The organism is Mesorhizobium sp. M0293 (assembly GCF_040321735.1).
Taxonomy (GTDB): Bacteria; Pseudomonadota; Alphaproteobacteria; order Rhizobiales; family Rhizobiaceae; genus Mesorhizobium.
Window position 1 is genome coordinate 1 of record NZ_JAMYSA010000086.1, and the last position, 26,111, is coordinate 26,111.

Here is a 26,111-nt window from a genome sequence, read left to right on the forward strand (position 1 = left end):
AGAGAGAAGACGGACAAACCCCGTTTTGCGGGGCATGCACATGCGGCATTTCGATTCACTCAAAACTTTCCCCGGACAGCCCTGCATTTCGTGGGACCGAGGAACCTAGGTTCCGCAAAGGCACGCAATTGCCGAAAAGCCAAAACATTGATATGAGCCACGCCATGGAAGAGCTTTTTGGCGATCCGGCCTACAAGGGATTCGTGCTGCAGGATAGAAAACGCCTGCCGTCGCGCTTCTCCGCGCGCGTGTCCGGGGCGCTGACCAGCCGACTACCCTAGGCCGGCCTGTCCAGGTCGTTTCGCCGGGCCGAAAGTCGGGCGTCTGCTCTTTCCCATTCTCATATCGACGGATTTACGCACATGAGCGCACCGCGCACCCTCTACGACAAGATTTTCGACGACCATGTCGTCGACCGCCAGGACGACGGCACCTGCCTGCTCTACATCGACCGCCATCTCGTCCATGAGGTGACCAGCCCGCAGGCGTTCGAAGGCTTGCGCATGACCGGCAGAAAAGTCCGGCATCCGGAAAAGACGCTGGCCGTGGTTGACCACAACGTCTCGACCTCGCCCGAGCGCAAGTTCGGCATCAAGAACGAGGAAAGCCGCATCCAGGTCGAGGCGCTGGCCAAGAACGCCAAGGATTTCGGCGTCGAATATTATTCCGAGAACGATATCCGCCAAGGCATCGTCCACATCATCGGCCCCGAGCAGGGTTTCACCTTGCCCGGCATGACCATCGTCTGCGGCGACAGCCACACCTCGACGCACGGTGCTTTCGGCGCGCTGGCGCACGGCATCGGCACGTCCGAGGTCGAGCATGTGCTGGCGACGCAGACGCTGATCCAGCGCAAGGCCAAGAACATGCTGGTGCGCGTCGATGGCCAGCTGCCGGAAGGCGTCACCGCCAAGGACATCATCCTGGCGATCATCGGCGAGATCGGCACTGCCGGCGGCACCGGCTACGTCATCGAATATGCCGGCGAGGCGATCCGAGCGCTGTCGATGGAAGGCCGCATGACGATCTGCAACATGTCGATCGAAGGCGGTGCGCGCGCCGGCCTGATCGCCGCCGACGAGACCACCTTCGCCTACGTCAAGGACAAGCCGCGCGCCCCGAAGGGGGCGGCCTGGGATGCGGCACTCGAATACTGGAAGACGCTGCAGTCCGACGAGGGCGCACATTTCGACAAGGTGATCGTGCTCGACGCGGCCAAGCTGCCGCCGATCGTTTCCTGGGGCTCGTCGCCCGAGGATGTCGTGTCGGTGCAGGGCATCGTGCCGAACCCGGAAGACATCACCGATGAAAACAAGCGCACCTCCAAGCAGCGCGCGCTCGACTATATGGGCCTGACGCCGGGCACCAAGATCACCGATATCTCGCTCGACCGCGTTTTCATCGGCTCCTGCACCAATGGCCGTATCGAGGATCTGCGCGCCGTCGCCAAGGTGGTCGAAGGCAAGACGGTCAGCCCGCATGTCGATGCGATGATCGTGCCGGGCTCCGGCCTGGTCAAGGAACAGGCGGAAGCCGAAGGCCTCGACAAGATCTTCATCGCCGCCGGCTTCGACTGGCGCGAGCCGGGCTGCTCGATGTGCCTCGCCATGAACGACGACCGGCTGAAGCCGCATGAGCGCTGCGCCTCGACCTCGAACCGCAATTTCGAGGGACGCCAGGGTTTCAAGGGCCGCACCCATCTGGTGTCGCCGGCGATGGCGGCGGCGGCGGCGATCGCCGGCCACTTCGTCGACATCCGCGAGTGGAAATAGCGCTAAAGCTCCAGCTTCGAATGCAAACCAGACCCCGGACCGCTTTGCGGTTCCGGGGTCTTTTTCACCCAGTTCGCCCACATATTCGTCGTCGCTTAACCGCTTGTTTGCGCTTGCTCTCTAAGGTCTTCCCCGACGTAAGCGGGGAAATCACAGTCGTTTGGACACGGGTCTGCTCATAGCACTGCTCAACCCGACGATAGCGTTGGCGCTCGGCGCCGCGTTCCTCGTGCTATGGTCCTATCAACGCCATCGTCCCTATCTGGCCGTGCTGGCGATCAGCTACAGTCTCTCGGCAGTCGGCTTCCTGCTGCAGTATTTCACCTTGCCCATCGGCATGCCGCTAACCAAGCTGGCGTCGAACATCTGCTTCACCATCGCCGGCTGCTGTCTGTCCAGCGCCATCGTCCACCGCTATGGCCGCAAGGTGCCCTATGTGGGGATCGGCCTGCTGGCGGGCGGCGGCCTGGCCTCATTGAGCTGGTTCCTGTTCGTCGCGCCGGATCTCACCTGGCGCATCCTGGCGATGAATTTCGCTTTCGGCGGGATCAGCCTTCTGGTCGCAGCCGAACTGCGCCCGGTGCGCAACAACGGCCCGACCGAGAAAATCCTGTTCGTGCTGTCGCTGCTGTCGAGCGTCAACTTCTTCGTGCGCACCCTTATCGTCGTCGTCGCGCACGGGCCCTTCACCAGCTATGACGGGTTCTATGGCTCGTCATACTGGACGACGGCGCTGCTGTCGCACGCGCTGCTGTCGCTGCTCATCGCATTGTGCCTGTTCTCCGCCGCGGCACTCGACGTGATGAAAGCGCTGAAGACCGAGACCTATACCGACCCGCTGTCGGGCCTGCTGAACCGGCGTGGTTTCGAGGAGCGAGGCATGCTGCTTCTGCGGCAATGCGCCACGGCCCGCTTCCCGGTCGCGCTGGTGCTGGCCGACCTCGATCATTTCAAGGCGCTCAACGATGTGCACGGGCATGCGGCGGGCGATCGCGTGATCGCCGACTTCGCCGCCAAGCTTCGGTCGGCGGCGGGCGCGCGCGGCGTGGCCGGGCGTATCGGCGGCGAGGAATTCGCCGTGCTGCTGCCGCTCAGCGACCTCGGCGCCGCGCGGCTGTTCGCCGAGGCGGTGCGCACGCTCTATTCGGCTGGCCACGTCGATGGGCTTCCCCCTGGCACGAAGGTGACAGCCAGCTTCGGCGTGGCGGCACGCAGCGGCGACGAGGCGCTGGAGCCGCTGATGCGCCGTGCCGACGACGCGCTCTACAAGGCCAAGAAAAACGGCCGCGACAGCGTGCGCATGTCCTATGAGCGGCCGGAAACGGCGTTCGTGCCGGAACCGCTCAAGACCGGCTGAATCCTGTCCGGCCGAGTTGGCGTTAACGTCTTCTTCGCCCGTCGATGCTTAGCTGTCGGCGCGGGTGCGGGAAGAACATGAGCGGCGCCAACTTCATCCTGTTGATCAATTTGTCGGTTGCCGGCCTGCTGGCGGCATCCTTCATGGCGGTCGCGGTTCACGATGTCGGCCGCGCGCCAGCGCGCTGGCTGGCGTTCGGCTACCTGTTGGGCATGGCCTATTTCGCCATCGAATTCAGCATCCCCGCCTTCGACAATGCGCGCCCAGTGGTCGTTGCCGCTTTCGCGGTGTTCATGGGCGCCACCATCGCCTTCAATGGCGGGCTGGCGCACAAATACGGCGTGGCGCCACCCTGGACGCCGATCCTGTTCTTCCTGGGCGCCACGACCACAGCTGTGTATTTCGTGCAGGATTTGCCGCGCCAGTCGCTGATCCGCACGATGGCCTACCAGCTTCCTTATGCGGTCATGCAGTTCGTCGGGCTGACCATCGTCTGGTCGTCGAGGCAAAGGCACGCCCGTCTCGACCGCATCCTGATGGCAGTGCTGGCGGCCAGCGGCCTTCAGTTCGCCTCGAAGCCCTTCATCGCGCATGCGCTTGGCGGCTGGGGCGCCAACCCGCAGGCCTATCTGCAAAGCAGCTATGCGCTGGTGTCGCAATCGCTCGGCACCGTCTTCGGCCTGGCGCTGGCGCTGTTGATACTGGCCATCCTGGTTCGCGACGTGCTCGCCGAGGTGACATCGAAGTCGGAGACGGACACGCTTTCGCGCCTGCTCAACCGCGGCGGCTTCACTCGTCAGGCAGAGTTGGCGGTGCTGGGCGCGGCGCGGCAAGGCGCGCCGGTCGCCCTGGTCATCGCCGACCTCGATCACTTCAAGAGCGTCAACGACAGTTTCGGCCATGCATCCGGCGATCGGGTGATCGAGACGTTCGCGGGCTTCCTGCGCGGGGCCGCCGCTGGCCACCATGTCGCCGGCCGCATCGGTGGCGAGGAATTCGCCATCATGCTGCCGGGGACCAATCTTGCCGCCGCCCGGCTGTTCGCCGAGGGCACGCGCAGCGCTTTCGGTGCGCTGCCCATCGACGGATTGCCGACGGACAACCGCTGCACCGCGAGCTTCGGCGTCGCCGAACTTCATCCGAGCGAAGACTTTGCCGATCTGATGCGGCGCGCCGACCAGGCGCTCTATCAGGCGAAGAATGCCGGGCGCGATTGCGTACGCGTCTCGGCCGGGCCGGCCGGCACCTGGTCGTCAGCCGCAATGGAAGCTAGCGGCAGGGGCTGAGCTCGGGCATCTCGCCGTCGGAGAGGCCGTACATATAGGAGCGGCCCTTCACGAACACCGGCGGCCGGTAGCAATCGCTGTAGCCTGATATCTCGTCGGCCTCGTTCTCGTAGATCACCTTGGGCTGGCCGGCGCTGGTGTAGTCGGACAGTTGCTTGGCCAGCCTGCCTTCGCCGACGAGGATGCGCTTGTAGCCGGCGGCGCTGTCGATGACGAGATTGCCGAAAGAATCGGCGTAGACGCGATCCTGATGACGTGCTCCGGCAAGCGCTGGCGCTGCCAGACCGGCGACCGAGGCCGCCACTATGAGCGCCGCAAGGCGCGATCTGCCCGAATTCGAACGCATGGCGTCCTCCGTGTCTTGAGGAAGGCCTCCTCGACTCAGAAATTAACGCTTTCTTAACCTTTGTTAAGAGGCAGACGCAGCCTCGCTGCGATGTCTCGGTGAACATGGTTAATATCCGTTAATATCCGACTGGATGGAAAACCCGGTGGCCATCATTCGGCCATGCTTGGCCGCACCATCGCGGCCGGCGTTCGTCTCTGCGTCGGGATGACCTTGATCTTGGCAAAGCATCGTGGCTGATGTGCCGCGCGGGAGGACAGCATATGGCGCTACGCCGGACGTTTCGGGTGTCCGTTTTCCCGTTGCTTGTTATCGTTGCTGCCTGTGTGCCGCAGGATGGCGCGCCGAAGGCGGCCAATACCGTCCCGCCTGCGCCAGCTCAGCAGTCCATCGCTGCCGGGGCGCCCCCGGGCGCTGCAACCAAGATCACCACCGACCTTACTGCGCCGCGCTCCGGCATAGGCACGGCCACCTACAGATGCGGCAATAACGGCATGATTGCCATCCAAAATCTCGGCACGTCGTTGCGTGTGGTCGGGTCCGACGGCGCGACCGAGGAGTTTGCGGCGTCGCCTGCCAACCAGAGCAGCCGCTACCAGGCGGCCACGCATGACGCAATCGTGATCGACGGACGCGAGGCGCTGGTGATGAAGAAGGGGTCGACGCCGCAGACCTGCAAACGCTAACGCTAATCTCAACATAGCTGGGCCCTAGGCCAGACATGCTGCACTGCAGGATATCGAACCGGCTTCGGGTCATGGGCGCCTAATCGATTGAAGCCGCAGCCTGCCTTTTAGTCAGACTAAATTACGTTTTCGAAACAGTTTTCCGGCTTTGACGCGGTGCAAAAAGAGCATTAGAAACCGGCTGTCCGAAGTCGCAACCGGAAGCGGCAATGCCGCATTTCCACATGAGACAGGAGACGCCGAACTGGGGGAGCCATGAGCAAATCACCAGCCACCCGCGCCAGACCTCTTTCGCCGCACCTTACGGTGTACCGGCCGCCGATCACCATGACGATGTCGATCATCCATCGCATCACCGGTGGGGCGCTGTATTTCGGCACGCTGCTGGTCGCGCTGTGGCTGATGGCGGCGGCAAGCTCGCAGGCGACCTTCGACTGGGTCAACTGGGCGTTCGGCACCTGGCTCGGCCGGCTTATCCTATTCGGCTACACCTGGGCGCTGATGCATCACATGCTGGGTGGCGTGCGCCATCTGGTCTGGGACACCGGCGCCGGCCTCGAGAAGCACACGGCCTCGAAAATCGCCTGGGCGACGCTGGCTGGCTCGATCCTGCTCACGCTGCTGATCTGGATCGCCGGCTACATGGCGCGGGGAGCCTGATCATGAGTGGCAACAACACGGATATGCGCACGCCGATGGCGAAGGTTCGCGGCCTCGGTTCCGCTCGCGAGGGCACCGAACATTTTTGGCGCCAGCGCCTGACCGCAATCGCCAACATCCCGCTGATGCTGTTCTTCGTTGGTTTCCTGATCGCACTCAACGGCGCCGACTATGAGCATGTGCGGGCAGCCCTTGCCAATCCTTTCGTGGCGCTGGTGATGGCCCTGGTGCTTATCTCCGGGCTCACCCATATGCGCCTCGGCATGCAGGTGATCATCGAGGATTACGTGCATGGCGAGGGCATGAAGCTGGCGCTGATCGCGCTCAGCACATTTTTCACCATAGCGGTCGGCGTCGCCTCGATCTTCGCCCTGCTCAAGCTGACATTCGGAGGCTGAGTTGGCCAAGGACGCAAAACAAGCCAACAGCGCTGGCTACACTTATGTCGACCACAAGTTCGACGTTGTCGTCGTCGGCGCCGGCGGTGCCGGCCTGCGCGCCACGCTCGGCATGGCCGAACAGGGCCTGCGCACCGCCTGCATCACCAAGGTCTTCCCGACCCGCTCGCACACGGTGGCGGCGCAAGGCGGCATTGCCGCTTCGCTTGCCAATATGGGCCCCGACAATTGGCAATGGCATCTCTTCGACACCGTCAAGGGGTCGGACTGGCTGGGCGACATCGACGCACAGGAATACATGGTCCAGCAGGCGCCCGCCGCTGTCTACGAGCTCGAACATTACGGCGTGCCGTTCTCGCGCACCGAAGAGGGCAAGATCTATCAGCGGCCGTTCGGCGGTATGATGATGAATTTCGGCGAAGGCCCGCCGGTGCAGCGCACCTGCGCCGCCGCCGACCGCACCGGCCATGCCATGTTGCACACGCTTTACGGCCAATCGCTGAAGCACAACGCGCAGTTCTTCATCGAGTATTTCGCGCTCGACCTGATCATGGAGCCGGACGGCACCTGCACCGGTGTCGTCGCCTGGAACCTCGATGACGGCACCATCCACCGCTTTTCGGCCAAGATGGTGGTGCTGGCGACGGGCGGCTATGGCCGCGCCTATTTCTCGGCCACTTCGGCGCATACCTGCACCGGCGACGGCGGCGGCATGGCCGCACGCGCCGGCCTGCCGTTGCAGGATATGGAGTTCGTGCAGTTCCATCCGACCGGCATCTACGGCGCCGGCTGCCTGATCACCGAGGGCGCGCGCGGCGAGGGCGGCTATCTCGTCAATTCCGAGGGCGAGCGCTTCATGGAGCGCTATGCGCCGTCGGCCAAGGATCTTGCCTCACGCGACGTCGTCTCGCGATGCATGACACTGGAAATCCGCGAAGGCCGCGGCGTCGGCCCGAAGAAGGACCATATTTTTCTCCATCTCGACCATCTTGATCCGGCCGTGCTGCATGAGCGGCTGCCTGGCATTTCGGAATCGGCAAAAATCTTCGCCGGCGTCGATCTGACCAAGGAGCCGATCCCCGTGCTGCCGACGGTGCCCTACAATATGGGCGGCGTGCCGACCAACTATTGGGGCGAAGTGCTCAATCCTACCGCCAAAAACCCGGACCAGGTGTCGCCCGGACTGATGGCTGTCGGCGAGGCCGGCTGCGCCTCGGTGCATGGTGCCAACCGGTTGGGCTCGAACTCGCTGATCGATCTTGTGGTGTTCGGCCGCGCGGCGGCGATCCGGGCCGGCCAGGTGATCGACCGCAAGTCGGCAATCCCTTCGCCCAATGAAGCCTCGGTCGAAAAGATCATGGATCGCTTCGACCGGCTGCGCCACGCCAATGGCTCGACGCCGACGGCGGTGTTGCGCGAAAAGATGCAGAAGGCGATGCAGGACGACGCGGCGGTGTTCCGCACGCAGGAATCGCTGGACAATGGCTGCAAGCGCATTTCGCAGATCTGGGGCGAGCTCAACGACATAAAAGTGGTCGACCGCTCGATGATCTGGAACTCCGACCTTGTCGAAACGCTGGAGCTGGAAAACCTGATGGCCAACGCCATCACCACGGTCCATGGCGCCGCGGCGCGCAAGGAAAGCCGTGGCGCGCACGCACGCGAGGACTTTTCGGCGCGCGACGACAAGACCTGGCGCAAGCATACGCTGGCCCGGCTCAACGCGGCCGGCAAGGTGACGCTCAGCTATCGGCCGGTGCACACCGAACTGCAGCTCAAGGAAGCCGAGGGCGGTATCAACCCGGCCAAGATCGCGCCCAAGGCCAGGGTGTATTGACGATGGCGCCGGCGGCTTCGGGATATTCCGGCACGCCCCTTCCGGCCAAGCTCGGCCTGAAGGACGGCATGATGGCCGCCTTCATTGCGCTCCCCGATGACCTCAGCGATCTCACTGAGGCCGTTGACTTCGCTCAAGTCGACCGGCTGGCCGATTGGTCTGATATTTCGGGAACGATCCTGAAATACGATGCGGTCCATGCCTTCACCCGGCAACGCGCCGAGATCGAGGATCGCCTCGGCGATGTCGAGGCGGCGATCAAGCGCGACGGCATGGTCTGGGTCTCCTGGCCGAAGAAAGCTTCGAAGGTGGCCACCGACGTCACCGAGGGCGTCGTCCGCGCCGAGGCGCTGAAGCGCGACCTCGTCGACGTCAAGGTGGCCGCCGTCAATGAAATCTGGTCCGGGCTGAAGCTCGTCATCCGAAAGGACCTGAGGTAATGGTCGAACTGACACTCCCCAAGAACTCTCAGATCAAGGCGGGAAAAACCTGGCCGAAGCCGGAAGGCGCCACCAATCTGCGCGAATATCGCATCTACCGCTGGTCGCCGGACGATGACGAGAACCCGCGTATCGACACCTATTTCGTCGACATGGACGATTGCGGGCCGATGGTGCTCGACGCGCTGCTCTGGATCAAGAACAAGATCGACCCGACGCTGACCTTGCGCCGCTCCTGCCGCGAAGGCATTTGCGGCTCCTGCGCCATGAACATCGACGGCTCCAACACGCTGGCCTGCACCAAGGGCTGCGACGACATTTCCGGCGCCGTCAAGGTCTACCCGCTGCCGCATATGCAAGTGGTCAAGGATTTGGTGCCCGACCTCACCAATTTCTACGCCCAGCACGCCTCGATCCAGCCGTGGCTGAAGACGGTGTCGCCGGAGCCGGCCAAAGAGTGGCTGCAAAGCCATGAGGACCGCGAGAAACTTGACGGGCTCTACGAGTGCATCCTGTGCGCCTGCTGCTCGACGTCATGCCCAAGCTATTGGTGGAATGGCGACCGCTATCTCGGCCCGGCAACGCTTTTGCAGGCCTATCGCTGGCTGATCGATAGCCGTGACGAGGCCACGGGCGAGCGGCTCGACAATCTCGAAGACCCGTTCCGGCTCTATCGCTGCCACACCATCATGAACTGCGCGCAGACCTGCCCCAAGGGGCTCAACCCGGCCAAGGCGATCGCCGAGATCAAGAAGATGATGGTTGAGAGAAGGGTCTAGGCGGCAGGTTGGTTGCCGGCGCGAGCAAATCCAATGAGCGATGATCTTCCAATTCTTTCCCCCGTCGAGGCGCGCATCCTCGGCTGCCTGATCGAGAAGAAGGAGCTGACGCCGGATGTCTATCCGCTGACGCTCAATGCAGCACTGGCCGCCGCCAACCAGAAGACGGCGCGGGAACCGGTGATGGCGCTGGAACAGGCCGAGGTGCACCGGGGCCTGAAGCTGCTCGAACAAAAGGGACTGGTGCGGCAGATGTTCGGTTCGCGCGTCGAGCGCTACGAGCACCAGATGGCGCAGCGCTTCTCGCTGACCACGCCGCAGACCGCTTTGATCGGCCTGCTGTTGCTGCGCGGGCCGCAGACGGCACATGAACTGCTGGCGCGGAGCGAGCGTATGGCGCGGTTCTCATCGATCGAAGATCTGCGCGCCGAACTCGATATGCTGATCGGCCGCCGACCGCCACTCATCCAGGAAATCCCGCGCGGACCAGGCCAACGCGAGGACCGCTACGTGCATCTCCTCAGCGGCCCGGTGGACGTTGCAGCCCTTTCGGCGCAGCGGAGTGCATCGGCCCTGCCTGCTTCCGATCTGGAGGCGCGGTTGGAGGCGCTGGAGCAGGAAGTCGCCGCACTTCGCGCCCGGCTAGACGTGCTGGGCGCGTAGGCCCCCCGGCGCACACCTGAGCGTTCGCCGGGTCTTCACGCCAGATGCAGCGTTCTCAGCCGAGCCTGGCGTCGAGCGATACGTTTATGGCGCCGAGCGCTTTCGAGACCGGACATCCGGCCTTGGCCTTTTCGGCCAGTTCGCCAAATTTCGCGGCATCGATGCCCGGCACCTTGCCGACCACCGTGAGGGCGCTGCCGGTGATCCCCGTGCCGGGAACCAGCGTCACCACCGCCTTGGCGTCGAGTTCGGTGGCGGGCGTGCCGTTCTCGGCCAGGAAATGCGAGAACTGCATGGCAAAGCAGCCGGCGTGCGCCGCCGCGATCAGCTCTTCCGGGTTGGTGCCGGATTTGCCGCTTTCGTCCTCGAAGCGTGCCTTGAACGAATAGGGCGTGCCCTTCAGGGTTCCGCTCTGGGTGTCGAGCGTGCCCGTGCCCCCCTTCAGATCGCCTTTCCAGACGGCGTTTGCGGTGCGGTCCATGAATTCCTCCTTGGTTGTCGTGACTGGGGTTGCCGCGGCTGGTTGCTGGGGGGCCCCGGCGTCCGGTCAACTATAGCGCGCGCCGACGCGAAGGCCACTGGGCTCTTTGAACCATTGCGGGCAGAGCCAAATTCTTTTTGAAAAAAACGCGTGCAAAAATGTCGACTTCGGTCTGCCTCGCCCGTCCTGCGGGCGGCCAACGGATTTGTGGCCGGATGGAGGTTCACATGGACAATCTGTTTTTCGCACCGTGGAAAGGCGCAGGCCGCAAGGCCGGGCGACGAGAAGACTTCTGGCTGCATCCGCCGGCGTCCGGCTTTGGCCGGCTTCTGGCGGCGGTTGCCATCATCGGCATCGCGGCATGTCTTCTCGACCATGCGGCGGCGGTCAAGCGCAACGCTGACACCTTCGTCGCCGCATCCTATGGTTCGACGCTACAAGGGAGATGGAAATGAAATATGTCTGTCTGGTCTATGGTGAGGAAAAGGACCTCCATGCCATGACGCCGGAGCGTCTGGCCAAGCTCGATGCCGATTCGATGGCTCATGACCGTTCGTTGGATCAGCGTGGGATACTGATCATCGCCCAAGCGCTGCAATCGGTGAAAACGTCGAAGACCCTTCGCAGGCGCAAGGGCAAGAGCCTGATCACCGACGGCCCGTTCGCCGAAACCAAGGAGCAATTGCTCGGCTTCGTCATGATCGAGGCTGACAATCTTGACCAGGCGCTGGAGATCGCGGCCGAGATTCCGCTGGCTGAAATCGGCACTATCGAGGTGCGCGCGATCTACGATGTGCCGGGGTCATAGAGTTCCTTCGTCGCCCGTCGTCTGGAGCGGCGGCTTCGTGGGAAGCGCCTGATGGAGGGGCCGAGGTTCTTCGCCGGGCGTAACTCTTGCGTGTTGAAGCAACGCAAGAGTTCTCCTATCGTTGATGGGATTTTTGGGGGATGTCGGCATGCCGTTCGTGATTGCTGTCCTTGGCGTGTTGGGCGCGGCGGCGTTCTGGTGGTACCGGATGAAGGCCATGAACGAGGCCGCGCGCGACGTTGCCGATGTCATCGGCCGGGTCCAGGGTTCGGTGCGCCGCAAGAAGCTGCGCAAGCAGGCGGCTTTGTCGCCGCTGACGGCGATCGATGATCCGGTGGTGGCCGCCGCGACGCTCATTACCGCCATCGTCTCCGAGAATGGGCCGATCCTGCCGCAGCGCGAGGCTGTCATTCGCGCGGTGATTTCCGAGATTGCCGACAAGAAGAAAACGGACGAAGCGGTGGTCTATGCCAAATGGGCCGCGGCACAGATCGACGACACCACGATCGTTATCGACAAGCTGGCGCCGTTCCTGCGCGAACGCCTCGATGTCGCCGAGCGCAACGACCTGCTGCAGATGGTCAACCGCGCCGCCCAAGGCGGCGAGAAACGCCTCGAGATATCCGATCAGCGCATACTGCGGCTGCGGCAGAAGCTCGGCTTCGAAGTCAATTGAGCGACAGCGTTCAGATCGCCTCGCCCTTCAACAGTCTTGGCGTGCCGGCGGACAGGCCCGATGCCTGGCGGATAAAAAACTCCTTCAGGCGCGGCATGCGTTCGACCAGGCCGAGGCCAATGTCGCGGACGGTGCGCAGCGGGCCGATGTCGTTGGAAAACAGCCGGTTCAGCACGTCCGTCGTGATGCCCATCTGCACCGTGTCGAAGCGGCGCCACTGCTGGTAACGTTCGAGCACGTCGAGCGCGCCGATGTCTTGGCCGAGCCGGTCGGCCTCGACGATCACCTCGGCAAGTGCGGCGACATCCTTGAAGCCGAGATTGAGACCCTGGCCGGCGATCGGGTGGATGCCGTGCGCGGCGTCGCCGGCGAGCGCGATGCGCGGCGCGACGAAGGCACGCGCGATGGTGAGGCCGAGCGGCCAGGCGCGCGGCTTGTCGGCAACGCGGATTTCGCCGAGCCTCAGGCTAAAACGCTGTTCGAGCTCGTGCTCGAAGACGAGGTCGTCGCCGGCCACCAGCTTCTCGGCATCTTGCGTGCGCTCGACCCAGACGATCGACGAGCGGTTGGTGCCGTCTTCGTCCGGCTTGAGCGGCAGTGTGGCGAAAGGGCCGGCGGGAAGGAAATGTTCTTCGGCGCGGCCATTGTGCGGGCGTTCATGCGCCACGGTGCAGACGATGCCGGACTGGCCATATTCCCACTTCACCGTCTTGATGCCGGCCATGTCGCGCAGCTTGGAGTTGACGCCGTCGGCGGCGACCAGCAACCGGGTCTTCAGCGTCGCACCGTCGGCGAGATGCACGGTGATGCCGCTGCCGTTGGTCTCGAAACCCTGCACCGCGACACCTTCGATGATGTCGATGCCGAGTTTCTCCGCGCGAGCCCGCAAGGCGCCGTTCAACGCTTTGTTGGCGACCATATGCGCAAACGGCTCGCCCGGCGCCACTTCGCCGTCGAAGGTCAGGAACACCGGGCGCACCGGATCGGAGGTGCGCGAATCGGTGATGATCATCTCGGTGATCGCCTGGGCCTGCGGCGCGATCTCGGCCCATACGCCGAGCTGGGCGAGCATGCGGCAGGCGGCGGCGGCAATGGCCGAAGCGCGGCCATCCCTTTGCCAGACGCCAGCGGGCGCCGCATCGACGAGAGCGATGGCGAGACCGGGGCGCGCTTGCTTCAGCGATACGGCGCTGGCCAGGCCGACATAGCCGGCGCCGGCGACCAGAACATCGAGTCCAGACTTTGTTTTCGCGCTTGCCCTGATTTTCGCGTCCGCCTTGCGTTCCATCGTCTTCGCTCCTTGCACGCCGGCCGGGTCTTCAACCCTTGACTGCCTGTCCATCCTGTCGGAAACCGCCATAACACTTCTGCGGCGAGGGCGCGAAATATGACGGCAGCCATGGACGAGCTTCTCGGCATTCTCGACCTCGAGAAGCTGGAACACAATCTGTATCGTGGTCGCAGCCCCATGCTCGACTGGCAGCGCGTCTTCGGCGGCCAGACCATCGCGCAGGCGCTGGTCGCCGCGCAGCGGACCGTCGACCCCGATCGCCACGTGCATTCGCTGCACGGCTACTTCATGCGGCCCGGCGATACCAAGGTGCCGATCGTCTACGAGGTCGACCGGATCCGCGACGGCGGCTCCTTCACCACGCGGCGCGTGGTGGCGATCCAGCACGGCCAAGCGATCTTTTCGCTGGAAGCCTCGTTCCAGCAGGACGAGGTCGGTCTCGAGCATCAGGTGCCGATGCCGCAGGATGTTCCGGGGCCGGACACTTTGCTGTCGCAGCGCGAGTTGCTGGGCAAGTTCAGCGAGGCGGTGCCCGAAGGCATCAAACGTTACTGGGAGCGCGACCGGCCGATCGAGATGAAGCCGGTAATGCTGAAGCATTACACCAGCCGCGAAAAGCTGGAGCCGAAGCAGAATATCTGGATCCGCACCACCGGTCCGGTGCCGGCGGATCGCGCCATCCAGTCGGCGGTGCTCGCCTATCTCTCGGACATGACGCTGCTCGACACCTCGACCTTCGCCCATGGCCGCGCCATTTTCGACCGCGACATCCAGGCGGCGAGCCTCGACCATGCCATGTGGTTCCACCGCAGCCATGCACTCGACGACTGGATGCTCTACACGCAGGACAGCCCGTCGACGCAGGGGTCGCGCGGCTTTACACGCGGGTCGCTGTTTACCCGCGACGGCACGCTGATCGCATCGGTTGCACAGGAAGGGCTGATCCGCCTCAAGCGGTCGCCTACAGAGTAGGCATTTTGCGAAAATTGCCTATCTTTTAAGCAGCTGCAGCGCCGCAGCTGTGAGCATGTTGCATCGGGGCACTCCACAAACTCTTTGTTTACAATGGGTTAACACTCTGCTTCGGCACTTGGCACGGAGCTTGAATCCCCGTGGGCACTCTCCGGCTCTTTGGGATCGGTGAAGGTGTGCAAACGCGGGGGACCGCAACAGCAAAGGGTGAAACCTTATGAAAATCGTGATGGCAATCATCAAGCCGTTCAAGCTCGACGAGGTACGCGAAGCGCTTACCGCCGTCGGCATCCAGGGCCTGACCGTCACCGAAGTCAAAGGCTACGGGCGTCAGAAAGGGCATACGGAAATCTATCGCGGGGCGGAATACGCGGTCAGCTTCCTGCCGAAGATCAAGATCGAAGTCGCGGTCAGTGCCGACATGGTCGACAAGGCCGTCGAGGCCATCACGGCCGCGGCCAAGACCGGCCAGATCGGGGACGGCAAGATCTTCGTTTTCGGCATTGACCAGGCCGTGCGCATTCGCACCGGCGAAACAGACACCGACGCGCTCTGAGCGGCGAAAACGTATTCCAATGGAGAGTTCAATGAACATACCTTCCACCTTGAAGTCAGTGGCGCGCTCCGCGCTGCTTGGCTCGTTCGCGCTCGGAGCATTGGGCACGGTTGCCGCATTCGCGCAGGAAGCGGCCCCCGCCGTCGCTGCGGCAGCGCCAGCAGCGCCGGCTTTCACCGTCGACAAGGGCGACACCACCTGGATGATGATTTCCACCGTGCTGGTGCTGTTGATGACCGTTCCCGGCCTTGCCCTTTTCTATGGCGGCCTGGTTCGCACCAAGAACATGCTGTCGGTGCTGATGCAGGTCTTCACCATCACCAGCGTAGTCATGATCATCTGGGTTTTCTACGGCTACAGCCTCGCCTTCACCCCCGGCAACGCTTTCGTCGGCGGCCTTTCCAAGATGTTTCTCGCTGGCGTCGATGTGACGACGCTGTCGGAAACCTTCACCAAGGGCGTCGCCATTCCTGAACTGGTGTTCGTTGTCTTCCAGATGACCTTCGCCTGCATCACGCCCGCTCTGATCGTCGGCGCCTTCGCCGAACGCGTCAAATTCTCCGCTTTGATCCTTTTCGTTATCCTGTGGGTCACCTTCATCTACTTCCCGATCGCCCACATGGTCTGGTTCTGGGGCGGCCCGAGCGCTTATTCCGACCCGACCGGCCTCATCTTCAGCTTCGGCGCCATCGACTTCGCCGGCGGCACGGTCGTTCACATCAATGCGGGCATTGCCGGCCTCGTCGGCGCGCTGATGATCGGCAAGCGCATTGGCTACAAGAAGGACGTCATGGCGCCGCACTCGATGACGCTGACCATGGTCGGCGCTTCATTGCTGTGGGTCGGCTGGTTCGGCTTCAACGCCGGTTCGAACCTCGAAGCGAACGCCTATGCGGTGCTGGCGATGATCAACACCTTCGTCGCCACGGCAGCGGCGGCAGTGACCTGGATCGTGCTTGAATCGCTGCTGCGCGGCAAAGCCTCCATGCTCGGCGCTGTTTCGGGCGCGGTGACCGGCCTCGTCGCCATTACGCCGGCTGCCGGTTTTGCCGGCCCGATGGGCGCCATCGTGCTTGGTATAGTCGCCACCTTCGTCTGCTACTTCTTCGTCTCGGTGGTGAAGAACACGTTCGACTATGACGATAGCCTCGATGTCTTCGGTGTCCACTGCATCGGCGGCATCATCGGCGCGCTCGGCACAGGCATCCTGGTCAATCCCGCCCTAGGCGGCGCCGGCATCGTCGATTATTCGACGGCCGACTTCGCGGCCAGCTATGCCGGCACGGCCACCCAGCTCCTGGCGCAGGCCAAGGGCGTCCTGGTGACCCTCCTGTGGTCTGGCATCGGCAGCGCCATCCTCTACAAGATCGTCGATATGATCGTCGGTTTGCGTCCGACGGCCGACGCGGAGCGCGAAGGCCTCGACCTCACCTCGCATGGCGAAGCGGCCTATCACTCGTAAGGTCTGTCCGGGGCGGCCTCGGCCGCCCGTATTCTCCCATCCCGTCGTGACGCTCTCGAAAGGAGTTCACGCATTGAGGCCCGGATCACCTCCGGGCCTCTTTTTTTGGCAAACTGTTCCGGCAAGGATGGGCTTGGCGCAATCACGTTCGTGTGATCAAGATTTTTGAGGAAACATCGACCGCATCGGTTCCGAACTGTGGGGACGATCGTCGCTCTGACGCTCGTGCCGAACAACAGGGAAGGAAACCACTCATGAACCTCAAGATTATCGGCCTCGGAGCGCTCGCTCTTGTCATGGTCAGCGGCGCGGCATTTGCGGGTGCTCTCGACGAGCCCGACAACATGGCGCCGTTCTTCACCGATACCGGCATGAAAACCATGAAGCCCAAGGCCGATTTCAAGGCCGCCTTCATGGCCATGCCGATGGAAAAGCAGGAAGCGATGAAGAAGGAATGCAACGATGCGGCGATGAGCAAGCCGCATGCGGAATTCTGCGCCAATGTGCAGGCGCTCGGCGGCGCCAACTGATTTTGCCGCGATCGGGCCGAGGCCCGATCTTTTGTTGTCAAACAAACAATGGCGAGTACGCAGGCCCGCCATTGTTTCGTTAGGGCGGCAGGCCTATCCGCCGGCGCCGTCGTCCATCATGGTGCCTGTCAGCGCCTCATAGGCGCTGCTGCACGTCGCGGAATGGGGGCAATTCCTGACAATCAGCACGGGCGCCATCGTCAGGACCGCGGCGATCAAGATCTGCAGGCCGAGACCAGTCACTCCAAATCTCTTGCCGAAAAGGCCTCTGCACAGAAAATACAGGGTTTGTGCCAGACAGGCTGTGACGAGGATATGCAGGAGCGGCCCGGTCGCTCTGGCAAAGGGCGTGACATAGCCATCCGGGAAGCCCACCATGCCGAGATCGACAAACCAGTGCAGGGCGAGCAGGAGACTGAGCCCTGCCCAGGCCAGAGCCGCCACGCGAAGGAAGACGGATTGCATGCTTCTATCCAAATTGGCCCTTGCGGCGACGTCACGGCGCGTTCTCGGGTCGCTCTCCTCGGTAGCAAGCGGCTCAACCGGCGGTAACGAGGTTTGATCATCTCAACCTCTTATAGTTAATGCGCCCTTAACCTTCCCGCCGATAGTCTGAGACCCGAATCTGCCGGAGTGCGCCATGCACCCCGGCGAGTCCATGACAGACGGGGAAGAGCATGCGTTCAGGGGCTTCAGCACCGCTCGCGCTGGCCGATACGGGGCACGGCATCCAGGCGTTCGCGCGGCGTCAGGTCGGGCGGCTGGTCGGCGCCGGGCTATTCGTGCTGGCGGCCTTCGGCGTCGCCAGCCTTGCCACCTGGAACGTCGCCGATCCGAGCTTTTCCCACGCGACGAACAACACCGTCACCAACGCCATGGGCTATGCGGGTGCCGTGTTCTCCGACCTCGCCATGCAGTTCTTCGGCCTCGCCGCCGTCGCGGCCCTGGTTCCGACGGTGATCTGGGGCTTCCTGCTGTTTTCCGCGCGCGGCGTCGACAGGCTGCCCAAGCGCGGGCTGTCCTGGTTTGGCTTCGCCCTTCTGGCCGCGGCAATGGTCGGCTGCGTGGTGCCGCCCAAGACCTGGCCGCTGCCCACCGGCCTCGGCGGCGTGTTCGGCGACATGGTGCTGAAGATCCCCAGCGTCGTCATCGGCGGCTATCCGACCGGGCTGATCGCCAGCATCATCGCCATCCTGCTGGCCGCGCCCGCGCTGTGGCTCTTCGCCCATGGCTCGGCGCTGATCGGGCGCAAGAACGGCTTTGCCGTCATCGAGGACGAGCCCGCCGCCGATCCGCGTGAGGACGACCTTCTGTTCGACAATGATGAGGACGAAGGCGACGAGGGCATTCTGGCGCTCGGGGCAATTACTCATTGGTGGCTCTCGTTCCGCGCGTGGATGCACCGCCGCGCCGTGCGCCGCAGGCAGGAGCGCGACGAGTACGAGCCGGAGATGGAACAGCGCTCCACCGCCTGGCGGCGCGCCGCGGAACGGGTCGAATCGGCTGAGTTCGCCGAGCAGCGGATGAGCCAGGATGGCCGCGCCCGCGTCGAACCCGAATTCTTCGCCGCCATGGTCAATGACCGCGGCGCCTCGCTCGATCCCGACGATGCCGATATCTTCGAAGCCGATGACGACATGGATTTCGAGCCGGAACAGGAGCCCGTCAGGCGCAACACCGCCAAGGTCCAACCGTTCCGCTCCGATGCCGCCACCCGCGTCGAGGCGCCGGCGCCGCGTCCTGCTCCCGGCGCCCGTGTCCAGCGCGAGGCGCAGACATCGCTGATCGGCTCGGAAAAATTCGAAATGCCGTCGCTGCACTTCCTCTCCGAGCCGAAGAACGTGGTGCGCGACGCCAGCCTGTCCAAGGATGCGCTGGAGCAGAATGCCCGCCTGCTCGAAGGCGTGCTGGAGGATTTCGGCGTCAAGGGCGAGATCATCGCCGTCCGTCCCGGCCCGGTCGTCACGCTCTATGAACTCGAGCCGGCGCCCGGCATCAAATCGTCGCGCGTCATCGGCCTGTCCGACGACATCGCCCGCTCGATGAGCGCCATCGCCTGCCGCGTCGCCGTGGTGCCAGGCCGCAACGCCATCGGTATCGAACTGCCGAACGCCAAGCGCGAGACCGTCTATCTCAGAGAGATTCTGGCCAGCCGCGACTTCGAGACGACGAAGGCCAAGCTGGCGCTGGCGCTGGGCAAAACCATCAATGGCGAGGCGGTCATCGTCGACATCGCCAAGATGCCGCACGTGCTGGTCGCCGGTACCACCGGCTCGGGCAAGTCGGTCGCCATCAACACCATGATCCTGTCCCTGCTCTACCGGCTGACGCCGCAGGATTGCCGGCTGATCATGATCGATCCGAAGATGCTGGAACTCTCGGTCTATGACGGCATCCCGCATCTGCTCACGCCCGTTGTCACCGATCCGAAGAAGGCGGTGGTGGCGCTGAAATGGACCGTGCGCGAGATGGAGGACCGATACCGCAAGATGTCCAAGGTCGGCGTGCGCAACATCGATGGTTTCAACGCCCGCGTCAGCCAGGCCGACAAGAAGGGCGAAAAGATCTCACGCACCGTGCAGACCGGCTTCGACCGCCAGACCGGCGAGGCGATCTACGAGACCGAGAACCTCGATCTCGAGCCGATGCCCTATATCGTGGTCATCATCGACGAGATGGCCGACCTGATGATGGTCGCCGGCAAGGACATCGAGGGTGCCGTGCAGCGCCTGGCGCAGATGGCGCGCGCCGCCGGAATCCATGTCATCATGGCCACGCAGCGCCCGTCGGTCGACGTCATCACCGGTACTATCAAGGCCAATTTCCCGACCCGTATCTCCTTCCAGGTGACGTCGAAGATCGACAGCCGCACCATTCTGGGCGAGCAGGGCGCCGAGCAGCTGCTCGGCATGGGCGACATGCTCTACATGGCCGGCGGCGGCCGTATCCAGCGCGTGCACGGCCCGTTCGTCGCCGATGAAGAGGTCGAGAAGATCGTCGCGCATCTGAAGCTGCAGGGCGTGCCGGAATATCTCGATGCCATCACCGAGGACGATGGCGAGGACGACGACGAGCCGTCCGGCAAGGGCGGTTCCGGCGGCGGTGGCGGCAACAGCAATTTCGAGGATTCCGACGATCCCTACGATCAGGCGGTTTCCGTGGTGCTGCGCGACGGCAAGGCGTCTACCAGCTATATCCAGCGCCGGCTGGGCATCGGCTACAACCGCGCCGCGTCGATCATCGAGAAGATGGAGAAGGAAGGTATCGTCGGCCCGGCCAACCATGCCGGCAAGCGCGAGATCCTGGTGCCGACCGAAGAGGACAAGTTCTGACGCGAAAGCCTGACCCTTGTGACATCCCGGTCCCGCAACCTTGACCTTTCAAGGCGTTGAAGCGACTGAGGGACGCCTGATCCGCCAAACTTCAGCCTAACTGGGGGTCCAAGCACCGCAACAACTCAGGAATCAGATGAGAGTGACCGACATGAAAAATGATCCTTCAGCGCTCAGCAAATTTGCTCCTTCCCGGCGTCAGTTGCTGGGCCTCGGCCTGGCGTTTGCAGGGGCGGCAGCCTTCAACGCGGTGCCCGGCTTCCAGGTGCTGGCTTCGGCGCAGGCGGCCGTGCCGGCCGCGGCACAGAAGATCGCCGACCATTTTTCCTCGGTCAAATCGATGAGCGGCGAATTCGTTCAGTTCGGCCCCAAGGGCGAGCAGACCGGCGGCAAGTTCTTCCTCGAACGGCCGGGCAAGATCCGCTTCAACTATGACGGCTCTTCAAACTTCCGGGTGATTTCAGACGGCAAGTCGGTGGTCATCCTGAACAAGAGGCTCAACACGTCCGATCTCTATCCGCTGTCGAAGACGCCTTTGAAGCTGCTGCTCGACAACAGGATCGACCTCTCCGGCGATCGTGTCAAAAGCGTCAAGCAGGAGGATGACCTCACCACCATACAGCTCGCCGACAAATCGGTGTTCGGCAATTCGAAGATCACGATGATGTTCGATCCGAAAACCTTCGATTTGCGACAGTGGACGATCACCGACGCGCAGGGCAAGGATACAACGGTGATGATCTTCAACACCAAGGAAGGCGTCAGCTTCGCGCCGGACACTTTTGCCATCGACTACACGGCGAACCGCGAACTCAACACCAACAAGTCGCGCTAATGCATGTCGCCCAAAAGTGACCTTTTGGGCGAACGACATGCATAAAAACAATGAGCTAAAGCGGGTCGCCTGAATCCGTTCGGACGCGACACGCTTTTAGGACCAATCGCTCCAATAGCTGTGGAAAGCACCGGGCGGCGCCTTGTTGGGCGTTGCCCGACTTGTCTTTGCGGCTAGTGGCTGGCAGTTTCCCAGACTGACTCCGTCAAAAGGCGTCTTCCCCGTCAGGGCCCATCGGTTCTGGCCGGCCGTACGCTGTCCTGGATTGCCGAATGCCATTTTCCATCGCCACCTGGAACATCAACTCCGTTCGGCTGCGCATGCCGATCGTCGAACGCCTGCTCGTCGAGCATGCGCCTGACGTGCTCTGCCTGCAGGAGACGAAAGTTCCAGACGAGCTGTTTCCCGAAAAAGCCTTTCGCAAGCTCGGCTACGAGCACATCGCCTTCCATGGCCAGAAGGGCTATCACGGCGTCGCGACGGTGGCGCGGCGGCCGATCGAAGTGGTCGAGAAGCGACGCTTTTGCGAGATCGAGGACAGCCGGCACCTCTCGGTGACGGTGCGGGCCGGCGGCAAGACGATCCTGCTGCACAATTTCTACGTTCCGGCGGGCGGCGACGAACCGGATCCCGTCATCAACAGGAAGTTCAAGCACAAGCTCGATTTCGTCGCCGAGATGAATGCCATCCGGGCCGAGCATGACGAGGTGTCCGGCTCGGTGCTGGTCGGCGACCTCAACATCGCCCCGCTCGAACACGACGTCTGGTCGCACAAGCAATTGCTCAACGTGGTCAGCCACACACCGGTCGAGACGGAAAATTTCGAGGCCATGCGCCTCGCCGGCAATTGGGTCGACCTCATGCGGCTCAACGTGCCGCATGAGCAGAAGCTCTACACCTGGTGGAGTTACCGCGCGCAGGATTGGGAAGCGTCGAACCGTGGCCGGCGGCTCGACCATGTCTGGTCGTCGCCAAATCTGGTGCCCAGCTTTTCCGGTTACGAGATCCTGCGCCTGGCGCGCGGCTGGGAGCGCCCGTCGGACCACGTGCCTGTCATCGCTCGGTTCAATCTGGATTAGGTATGTCGATATTCAGGTGAGGCCGGCCTGCAAATGATGGTTTCCTGCGCTTCCGGTGCTCACGGACTCGAATGTCCGCTCCGCTCCGGTTCTCGGAACCCGTCATTTTCGACTCGGCCTGACCTGGAATCTCAACACACCTTACAGCGCGCCTCCGCCAGACGGATTCAAACGGCGCGCTTCAAGTCCTTGTCTTTGCGCGTGTCGTTGTCTCGAAATTGCTGCGGTGACAGGCCTGCCGCGTGACCCAGCAGATAGGGATGGTCGCGGTGGCGCGTCGCCAGCATCCGCTGGGCCGCTTCGATGATTTTCGGCGCCGGGACATTGGCGACCAGGCCGGTTGGACTTACGTGGCGGGACTCGATCACGTCCACGCAGTTGGAAAGCGGCCTCCAACGGGCCATGTTGGCGCCGCCACTGACAATAACCATCGGCGTCATCACGGTCGCCATGAGATGTGCGGCACCGCCTTCGGCGCCAATGTAAAGATCGGCAAACTCTCCGAGCGCCAGCAGAACATCGCTGACATCGACACCCCCGACCGTGCTGGAATCGACAAGCTGCAGCCTTGGCACGCGTTGAGCCAGTTCAGCCATGTCCGGGCCGTCACCCGGGGTTTTCACATAGAGAAGATTTGCCCCGTCGGCGATCATGCTGTCGGAGATCGCGACAACCTGATCCGCCGTCATGCGTTTGCCGCCATCGCCATGCGCCGCGATAACGATCAAGGGCGCATGCTTGCCCTCCGCCAGGCCGCTGGCCGCTGCCCGCGCGGCCGGGGTGGGCTCCAGCCGATGGTCGAAAGGCAACCGTTTCCCCGCAAGTCGCTCGATGAGGCGGTGGTAGCGCCATGCGTTGCGCTCGGGTCGTGCTTCGGACCTTTGGCCAGGGCGCCAGGAAAGAGCGAAAGCCGGAAAGTTTGCTTCATAGGCGATGCCGCGGCCGAGCAGCGAGCCCCAGGTCTGAAGCAGCCAACGCGCCGAGATGCGGAAATCGACAACTGCCAATTGCCCCTTGCCTTTGTGGTGGCTGGCCACCAGACGCGCCAGAGGCGTTCGTACATTGATCGCATCGACGAGGTGGCCGGCATGGCGATCGAGGACATGTTCAAGGGACGACGAGCCGGTGGTTCCGTAGACGATAAAACTATCGGGGAACGCGGTTCTGGCGGCGCGCAAAGCCGGAATCCGGATCAATCCGTCGCCGAACGCGTCGTTGCGGGCATACAGGATGATCGTCTCGAACCGAGCTGGCAGCATGCCTCGCTCCCCCAGGAGCCTGATGGTGGCGGTGCCTGTTAAGCCGCCCGCCTTCGAGGGGTTCTGTAGGATTTCACCTGTTGCCTGTCAACGAACCCCGGTCCTCAGGTCCGGGCAGCGGGCTGGCTTCTCTCCCACTCCGGCCGCAGTTGCGCCATGACCAGCTCGTCGCGGTGCACGCCCTTGAAAAACGCGCTGCCGCGCGCAATGCCCTCAGCCTTGAAGCCGACAGCTTCGTAGGCGCGACGGGCGCGATGATTGTCCGGGAAAAGGCCGATGCAGAGCCGATAGGCGTCGGTCTCGATGAAAACGCGATCGACCGCCGCCGCCAGAAGCATTCTGCCGTGGCCCTGCCCTGGTGCGACGACGGCGATGCGCTTGACCAGCGTCACGCGTTCGACCGAGGCCCATTGGCGAAGGATCACGAAGCCGATTGGCATGGAACCGTCGACACCGACGAAATAGGCATGGCTGACGTCGAGAAGGGCCTCGCGATGACGCGCCTCGTCCCAGCGCCCGACCAAGGCGTCATAACCCTCGCGCCGTTCGGTCGCCATGATGAAGGGCAGGTCATTTTCGGTAGCGCGTAGAAGCTGGAAGTTCATCTCAGCCGGAGAAGCGCGGCGCCAGCTTTTCGATGCGGCGGATCATCGCCTGGAAATCCTCCAGGATGCGCTGGTGCAACTGCACCGCGACCTCGGGGTATTCCTCCAGAATGCGGCGGAACATCTTGCGACTGAGCCGTATGACTTCCGAGTCGATCTCGGCCGACGCGCTGGTCAGCCGGTTGGTGTCGGCGATCAATGCCAGTTCGCTTAGGATCGTGCCGGGGCCCGCCGTGCCGATCGGGATGCGTTCGCCATCCTGCTCCCGATAGAGCACGATACGCCCGCTGACCACGATGTAGGCCGAATCGGCCTCGTCCTCCTCGCGGTAAAGCTTGTGGTTGGCAAGCAGCGTGGTGTTCTCGGCACCAAAGGCGAGCAGGCGCAATTGTTCCTGCGTGAAGCCCTCGAAGAGCCTCACGGCGGACAGGATGCGGATGTCGTCATCCAGCGCCATCTAGCTGTGTCCCCGAACGGTCAGTCCAATCCCTCCTCTACGGGTCGATCCCAGAAACCCCCTCCAACCGGATCGTACCCGAAAGCGGCCCCGCCCGACCGCTCATTGGATAATGAAATGTTTAAGGAACCAGCTTGTAGCCGCCGCTTTCTGTCACAAGAATTTCCGCATTGGAAGGATCGCGCTCGATCTTCTGGCGTAGCCGGTAGACATGGGTCTCCAGCGTGTGCGTGGTGACGCCGGAATTGTAGCCCCACACTTCCTCGAGCAGCACATCGCGCGTTACCACCTTCTGGTCGGCACGATAGAGATATTTGATGATCGAGGCCTCTTTCTCCGTCAGCCGCACCTTGCCGCCGCGCGGGTCGATCAGCAGTTTCTGGCTGGGCTTGAAGGTGTAGGGCCCAACCGAAAAGGTCGCGTCCTCGCTCTGCTCATGCTGGCGCAATTGCGCCCGAATGCGGGCGAGCAGCACGGCGAAGCGGAACGGTTTCGTCACATAGTCGTTGGCGCCGGCTTCGAGACCAAGAATCGTATCCGAATCGGTGTCGTGGCCGGTGAGCATGATAATGGGCGCCTTGTAGCCGCCCTTGCGCAGGATTTTCACCGCTTCGCGGCCATCCATGTCGGGCAGCCCGACATCCATGATAAGCAGATCGATGAGGCCGCCGCGCGCTGCGGCGACACCTTTTGCCGCAGTCGATTCCTGCAGCACGTCGAATTCCTCGTAAAGGGACAATTGCTCGACCAGGGTGCCGCGCAGGTCGTCATCGTCGTCGACGATCAGAATGGTGCGTGAAGTCATGGATCAATCCGTTGTTTTGAAAAGAAAATTCAGTTGACCGCTGCCTGTTTATGCGGAAGCTGACCGGCACAACAGCCGATCACAGTGATTTGTTCCGTGGCACGATCATACAAGAAAAAACACGATCGCAATGCAGCCGGCGCAATTTTGCGAAAAGGGCTGCACTTGCTGACCGTTCGCGCCAGGCCCGGCCATCCAAGCCAGGGCCTGCTGCAGGCCGGCAAAACGGTGTTTGCCTGCGCGCTGGGGCGGGGTGGCATCTCGGCCGACAAGCGCGAAGGCGACGGCGCGACGCCGCTGGCCTCGATGCGGATCCTGTCGGGATATTTCCGGGGAGATCAGTTCTCCAGCGGCCGCAAGACTCGTCTGGCGATGACGCCGATCGGGCCTGATCTGGGCTGGTGCGAAGTGCCTGACGACCGCAACTATAACAGGCCGGTCAAGATTCCCTATGGCGCCAGCCACGAACGCATGCGGCGCGACGACCGGCTCTATGACGCCTGCCTGGTGCTCGACTGGAACCTGGCGCCGCGCCGGCGCGGGCGCGGCAGCGCCATCTTCTTTCACCTGGCGCGTCCCGGCTTCACACCGACGCAAGGCTGTGTGGCGGTCACGGCGAAAACAATGGCACGGCTGCTGCCGCTGCTGTCGGATCGGACGGTGGTGAGGGTGGTAAGGTAGGCAGTAGGCAGTAGGCAGTAGGCAGTAGGCAGTAGGCAGTAGGCAGTAGGCAGTAGGC

General features: G+C 63.1%; 30 protein-coding genes. 22 read left to right on the forward strand and 8 right to left on the reverse strand.

Going from position 1 to position 26,111, the window contains the following annotated elements:
* The 4 genes from NKJ06_RS25780 to NKJ06_RS25795 form a co-directional block, all read left to right on the forward strand.
* Positions 1–281, forward strand: a 281-nt coding sequence (locus NKJ06_RS25780; protein WP_352811083.1) for a hypothetical protein, incomplete at its 5' end; no start/stop codon positions are given.
* Positions 282–362: 81 nt separating this feature from the next.
* On the forward strand, positions 363–1,772 hold the full coding sequence (leuC, locus tag NKJ06_RS25785) for a 3-isopropylmalate dehydratase large subunit (protein ID WP_352630805.1): 1,410 nt from the start codon (positions 363–365) through the stop codon (positions 1,770–1,772).
* 160 nt (positions 1,773–1,932) lie between these two features.
* On the forward strand, positions 1,933–3,129 hold the full coding sequence (locus NKJ06_RS25790) for a GGDEF domain-containing protein (RefSeq protein WP_352630806.1): 1,197 nt from the start codon (positions 1,933–1,935) through the stop codon (positions 3,127–3,129).
* A gap of 77 nt (positions 3,130–3,206) precedes the next feature.
* Positions 3,207–4,415, forward strand: a complete 1,209-nt coding sequence (locus NKJ06_RS25795; protein WP_352630807.1) for a GGDEF domain-containing protein — start codon at positions 3,207–3,209, stop codon at positions 4,413–4,415.
* Here NKJ06_RS25795 and NKJ06_RS25800 read toward each other — a convergent pair.
* Positions 4,399–4,761 (reverse strand): hypothetical protein, encoded by a 363-nt coding sequence (locus tag NKJ06_RS25800; protein WP_352630808.1) that lies wholly within the window; start codon positions 4,759–4,761, stop codon positions 4,399–4,401. The two genes, NKJ06_RS25795 and NKJ06_RS25800, sit on opposite strands and share 17 nt — an antisense overlap.
* A gap of 263 nt (positions 4,762–5,024) precedes the next feature.
* Between NKJ06_RS25800 and NKJ06_RS25805 the strand changes: the two genes are divergently transcribed.
* The 7 genes from NKJ06_RS25805 (at position 5,025) to NKJ06_RS25835 (ending at position 10,224) form a co-directional block, all read left to right on the forward strand.
* Positions 5,025–5,447: a hypothetical protein gene (locus tag NKJ06_RS25805; protein WP_352630810.1), complete on the forward strand. Its 423-nt coding sequence runs from the start codon at positions 5,025–5,027 to the stop codon at positions 5,445–5,447.
* A gap of 255 nt (positions 5,448–5,702) precedes the next feature.
* The gene (sdhC, locus tag NKJ06_RS25810) at positions 5,703–6,107 is read left to right on the forward strand and encodes a succinate dehydrogenase, cytochrome b556 subunit (RefSeq protein WP_352630811.1); all 405 of its coding nucleotides are present in this window, start codon (positions 5,703–5,705) and stop codon (positions 6,105–6,107) included.
* A gap of 2 nt (positions 6,108–6,109) precedes the next feature.
* Positions 6,110–6,505: a succinate dehydrogenase, hydrophobic membrane anchor protein gene (gene sdhD, locus NKJ06_RS25815; RefSeq protein WP_352630813.1), complete on the forward strand. Its 396-nt coding sequence runs from the start codon at positions 6,110–6,112 to the stop codon at positions 6,503–6,505.
* 1 nt (position 6,506) lies between these two features.
* Positions 6,507–8,342 (forward strand): succinate dehydrogenase flavoprotein subunit, encoded by a 1,836-nt coding sequence (gene sdhA / locus NKJ06_RS25820; RefSeq protein ID WP_352811074.1) that lies wholly within the window; start codon positions 6,507–6,509, stop codon positions 8,340–8,342.
* A 2-nt stretch (positions 8,343–8,344) separates the two neighbouring features.
* Positions 8,345–8,782, forward strand: coding sequence for a DUF3052 family protein (locus NKJ06_RS25825; protein WP_352630817.1), 438 nt, complete (start codon positions 8,345–8,347; stop codon positions 8,780–8,782).
* Positions 8,782–9,561: a succinate dehydrogenase iron-sulfur subunit gene (locus NKJ06_RS25830; protein ID WP_352630818.1), complete on the forward strand. Its 780-nt coding sequence runs from the start codon at positions 8,782–8,784 to the stop codon at positions 9,559–9,561. The genes NKJ06_RS25825 and NKJ06_RS25830 overlap by 1 nt, the downstream gene beginning before the upstream one ends.
* A 33-nt stretch (positions 9,562–9,594) precedes the next feature.
* Positions 9,595–10,224 (forward strand): YceH family protein, encoded by a 630-nt coding sequence (locus NKJ06_RS25835; protein WP_352630820.1) that lies wholly within the window; start codon positions 9,595–9,597, stop codon positions 10,222–10,224.
* 55 nt (positions 10,225–10,279) lie between these two features.
* Here the strand turns inward: NKJ06_RS25835 and NKJ06_RS25840 are convergent, their stop codons facing one another.
* Positions 10,280–10,705 carry an OsmC family protein gene (locus NKJ06_RS25840; RefSeq protein WP_023760950.1) on the reverse strand — a complete coding sequence of 142 codons (426 nt, stop codon included), beginning with the start codon at positions 10,703–10,705 and terminating at the stop codon, positions 10,280–10,282.
* Positions 10,706–10,932: 227 nt separating this feature from the next.
* Between NKJ06_RS25840 and NKJ06_RS25845 the strand changes: the two genes are divergently transcribed.
* The 3 genes from NKJ06_RS25845 to NKJ06_RS25855 all read left to right on the forward strand — a co-directional run bounded on the left by NKJ06_RS25845 (position 10,933) and on the right by NKJ06_RS25855 (position 12,189).
* Positions 10,933–11,160, forward strand: coding sequence for a hypothetical protein (locus NKJ06_RS25845; RefSeq protein ID WP_352630822.1), 228 nt, complete (start codon positions 10,933–10,935; stop codon positions 11,158–11,160).
* On the forward strand, positions 11,157–11,513 hold the full coding sequence (locus tag NKJ06_RS25850) for a YciI family protein (RefSeq protein ID WP_023760948.1): 357 nt from the start codon (positions 11,157–11,159) through the stop codon (positions 11,511–11,513). The genes NKJ06_RS25845 and NKJ06_RS25850 overlap by 4 nt, the downstream gene beginning before the upstream one ends.
* A 148-nt stretch (positions 11,514–11,661) precedes the next feature.
* Positions 11,662–12,189: a hypothetical protein gene (locus NKJ06_RS25855; RefSeq protein ID WP_352630824.1), complete on the forward strand. Its 528-nt coding sequence runs from the start codon at positions 11,662–11,664 to the stop codon at positions 12,187–12,189.
* A gap of 10 nt (positions 12,190–12,199) precedes the next feature.
* On the opposite strand, the gene NKJ06_RS25860 is transcribed toward NKJ06_RS25855, so the two are convergent.
* Positions 12,200–13,477: a ubiquinone biosynthesis hydroxylase gene (locus NKJ06_RS25860; protein ID WP_352630826.1), complete on the reverse strand. Its 1,278-nt coding sequence runs from the start codon at positions 13,475–13,477 to the stop codon at positions 12,200–12,202.
* A gap of 99 nt (positions 13,478–13,576) precedes the next feature.
* Between NKJ06_RS25860 and tesB the strand changes: the two genes are divergently transcribed.
* From tesB to NKJ06_RS25880, 4 genes are all read left to right on the forward strand, one after another.
* On the forward strand, positions 13,577–14,452 hold the full coding sequence (gene tesB / locus NKJ06_RS25865) for an acyl-CoA thioesterase II (RefSeq protein WP_352811077.1): 876 nt from the start codon (positions 13,577–13,579) through the stop codon (positions 14,450–14,452).
* A gap of 217 nt (positions 14,453–14,669) precedes the next feature.
* Positions 14,670–15,008, forward strand: coding sequence for a P-II family nitrogen regulator (locus NKJ06_RS25870; RefSeq protein ID WP_013528889.1), 339 nt, complete (start codon positions 14,670–14,672; stop codon positions 15,006–15,008).
* A gap of 31 nt (positions 15,009–15,039) precedes the next feature.
* Complete coding sequence (locus NKJ06_RS25875; RefSeq protein WP_352630830.1) at positions 15,040–16,470, forward strand: ammonium transporter; 1,431 nt, start codon at positions 15,040–15,042, stop codon at positions 16,468–16,470.
* Between the two features lie 254 nt (positions 16,471–16,724).
* On the forward strand, positions 16,725–17,000 hold the full coding sequence (locus NKJ06_RS25880; protein WP_352630832.1) for a hypothetical protein: 276 nt from the start codon (positions 16,725–16,727) through the stop codon (positions 16,998–17,000).
* Between the two features lie 93 nt (positions 17,001–17,093).
* Here NKJ06_RS25880 and NKJ06_RS25885 read toward each other — a convergent pair whose 3' ends face one another.
* A complete protein-coding gene (locus NKJ06_RS25885; RefSeq protein WP_352630835.1) occupies positions 17,094–17,465 on the reverse strand; it encodes a hypothetical protein in 372 nt (123 codons plus the stop codon).
* A gap of 212 nt (positions 17,466–17,677) precedes the next feature.
* On the opposite strand from NKJ06_RS25885, the gene NKJ06_RS25890 reads away from it, so the two are divergent.
* The 3 genes from NKJ06_RS25890 (at position 17,678) to NKJ06_RS25900 (ending at position 22,246) form a co-directional block, all read left to right on the forward strand.
* Positions 17,678–20,332, forward strand: a complete 2,655-nt coding sequence (locus NKJ06_RS25890; RefSeq protein WP_352630837.1) for a DNA translocase FtsK — start codon at positions 17,678–17,680, stop codon at positions 20,330–20,332.
* 151 nt (positions 20,333–20,483) lie between these two features.
* A complete protein-coding gene (locus tag NKJ06_RS25895) occupies positions 20,484–21,167 on the forward strand; it encodes an outer-membrane lipoprotein carrier protein LolA (RefSeq protein WP_352630981.1) in 684 nt (227 codons plus the stop codon).
* A 272-nt stretch (positions 21,168–21,439) separates the two neighbouring features.
* Positions 21,440–22,246 (forward strand): exodeoxyribonuclease III, encoded by an 807-nt coding sequence (locus NKJ06_RS25900; protein WP_352630839.1) that lies wholly within the window; start codon positions 21,440–21,442, stop codon positions 22,244–22,246.
* 167 nt (positions 22,247–22,413) lie between these two features.
* Here the strand turns inward: NKJ06_RS25900 and NKJ06_RS25905 are convergent, their stop codons facing one another.
* The 4 genes from NKJ06_RS25905 to NKJ06_RS25920 form a co-directional block, all read right to left on the reverse strand.
* Positions 22,414–23,424 (reverse strand): glycosyltransferase family 9 protein, encoded by a 1,011-nt coding sequence (locus NKJ06_RS25905; protein ID WP_352630841.1) that lies wholly within the window; start codon positions 23,422–23,424, stop codon positions 22,414–22,416.
* Between the two features lie 185 nt (positions 23,425–23,609).
* Positions 23,610–24,110, reverse strand: coding sequence for a GNAT family N-acetyltransferase (locus tag NKJ06_RS25910; protein WP_352630844.1), 501 nt, complete (start codon positions 24,108–24,110; stop codon positions 23,610–23,612).
* 1 nt (position 24,111) lies between these two features.
* Positions 24,112–24,567 carry a Crp/Fnr family transcriptional regulator gene (locus tag NKJ06_RS25915; protein ID WP_352630846.1) on the reverse strand — a complete coding sequence of 152 codons (456 nt, stop codon included), beginning with the start codon at positions 24,565–24,567 and terminating at the stop codon, positions 24,112–24,114.
* A 121-nt stretch (positions 24,568–24,688) separates the two neighbouring features.
* Positions 24,689–25,372 (reverse strand): response regulator transcription factor, encoded by a 684-nt coding sequence (locus NKJ06_RS25920; RefSeq protein WP_352630848.1) that lies wholly within the window; start codon positions 25,370–25,372, stop codon positions 24,689–24,691.
* Between the two features lie 165 nt (positions 25,373–25,537).
* Here NKJ06_RS25920 and NKJ06_RS25925 point away from each other — a divergent pair, with 165 nt between their 5' ends.
* Positions 25,538–26,053: a L,D-transpeptidase family protein gene (locus tag NKJ06_RS25925; protein WP_352630851.1), complete on the forward strand. Its 516-nt coding sequence runs from the start codon at positions 25,538–25,540 to the stop codon at positions 26,051–26,053.
* Positions 26,054–26,111 lie beyond the last annotated feature (58 nt).

Bases quoted from the DNA above. Each gene is read 5' to 3' on its own strand.
- leuC (WP_352630805.1), top strand. From the start codon at position 363: ATGAGCGCACCGCGCACCCTCTACGACAAGATTTTCGACGACCATGTC.
- NKJ06_RS25795 (WP_352630807.1), top strand. From the start codon at position 3,207: ATGAGCGGCGCCAACTTCATCCTGTTGATCAATTTGTCGGTTGCCGGC.
- NKJ06_RS25800 (WP_352630808.1), bottom strand. From the start codon at position 4,761: ATGCGTTCGAATTCGGGCAGATCGCGCCTTGCGGCGCTCATAGTGGCG.
- NKJ06_RS25805 (WP_352630810.1), top strand. From the start codon at position 5,025: ATGGCGCTACGCCGGACGTTTCGGGTGTCCGTTTTCCCGTTGCTTGTT.
- sdhC (WP_352630811.1), top strand. From the start codon at position 5,703: ATGAGCAAATCACCAGCCACCCGCGCCAGACCTCTTTCGCCGCACCTT.
- sdhD (WP_352630813.1), top strand. From the start codon at position 6,110: ATGAGTGGCAACAACACGGATATGCGCACGCCGATGGCGAAGGTTCGC.
- NKJ06_RS25825 (WP_352630817.1), top strand. From the start codon at position 8,345: ATGGCGCCGGCGGCTTCGGGATATTCCGGCACGCCCCTTCCGGCCAAG.
- NKJ06_RS25830 (WP_352630818.1), top strand. From the start codon at position 8,782: ATGGTCGAACTGACACTCCCCAAGAACTCTCAGATCAAGGCGGGAAAA.
- NKJ06_RS25835 (WP_352630820.1), top strand. From the start codon at position 9,595: ATGAGCGATGATCTTCCAATTCTTTCCCCCGTCGAGGCGCGCATCCTC.
- NKJ06_RS25840 (WP_023760950.1), bottom strand. From the start codon at position 10,705: ATGGACCGCACCGCAAACGCCGTCTGGAAAGGCGATCTGAAGGGGGGC.
- NKJ06_RS25845 (WP_352630822.1), top strand. From the start codon at position 10,933: ATGGACAATCTGTTTTTCGCACCGTGGAAAGGCGCAGGCCGCAAGGCC.
- NKJ06_RS25850 (WP_023760948.1), top strand. From the start codon at position 11,157: ATGAAATATGTCTGTCTGGTCTATGGTGAGGAAAAGGACCTCCATGCC.
- NKJ06_RS25855 (WP_352630824.1), top strand. From the start codon at position 11,662: ATGCCGTTCGTGATTGCTGTCCTTGGCGTGTTGGGCGCGGCGGCGTTC.
- NKJ06_RS25860 (WP_352630826.1), bottom strand. From the start codon at position 13,477: ATGGAACGCAAGGCGGACGCGAAAATCAGGGCAAGCGCGAAAACAAAG.
- tesB (WP_352811077.1), top strand. From the start codon at position 13,577: ATGACGGCAGCCATGGACGAGCTTCTCGGCATTCTCGACCTCGAGAAG.
- NKJ06_RS25870 (WP_013528889.1), top strand. From the start codon at position 14,670: ATGAAAATCGTGATGGCAATCATCAAGCCGTTCAAGCTCGACGAGGTA.
- NKJ06_RS25875 (WP_352630830.1), top strand. From the start codon at position 15,040: ATGAACATACCTTCCACCTTGAAGTCAGTGGCGCGCTCCGCGCTGCTT.
- NKJ06_RS25880 (WP_352630832.1), top strand. From the start codon at position 16,725: ATGAACCTCAAGATTATCGGCCTCGGAGCGCTCGCTCTTGTCATGGTC.
- NKJ06_RS25885 (WP_352630835.1), bottom strand. From the start codon at position 17,465: ATGCAATCCGTCTTCCTTCGCGTGGCGGCTCTGGCCTGGGCAGGGCTC.
- NKJ06_RS25890 (WP_352630837.1), top strand. From the start codon at position 17,678: ATGCGTTCAGGGGCTTCAGCACCGCTCGCGCTGGCCGATACGGGGCAC.
- NKJ06_RS25895 (WP_352630981.1), top strand. From the start codon at position 20,484: ATGAAAAATGATCCTTCAGCGCTCAGCAAATTTGCTCCTTCCCGGCGT.
- NKJ06_RS25900 (WP_352630839.1), top strand. From the start codon at position 21,440: ATGCCATTTTCCATCGCCACCTGGAACATCAACTCCGTTCGGCTGCGC.
- NKJ06_RS25910 (WP_352630844.1), bottom strand. From the start codon at position 24,110: ATGAACTTCCAGCTTCTACGCGCTACCGAAAATGACCTGCCCTTCATC.
- NKJ06_RS25915 (WP_352630846.1), bottom strand. From the start codon at position 24,567: ATGGCGCTGGATGACGACATCCGCATCCTGTCCGCCGTGAGGCTCTTC.
- NKJ06_RS25920 (WP_352630848.1), bottom strand. From the start codon at position 25,372: ATGACTTCACGCACCATTCTGATCGTCGACGACGATGACGACCTGCGC.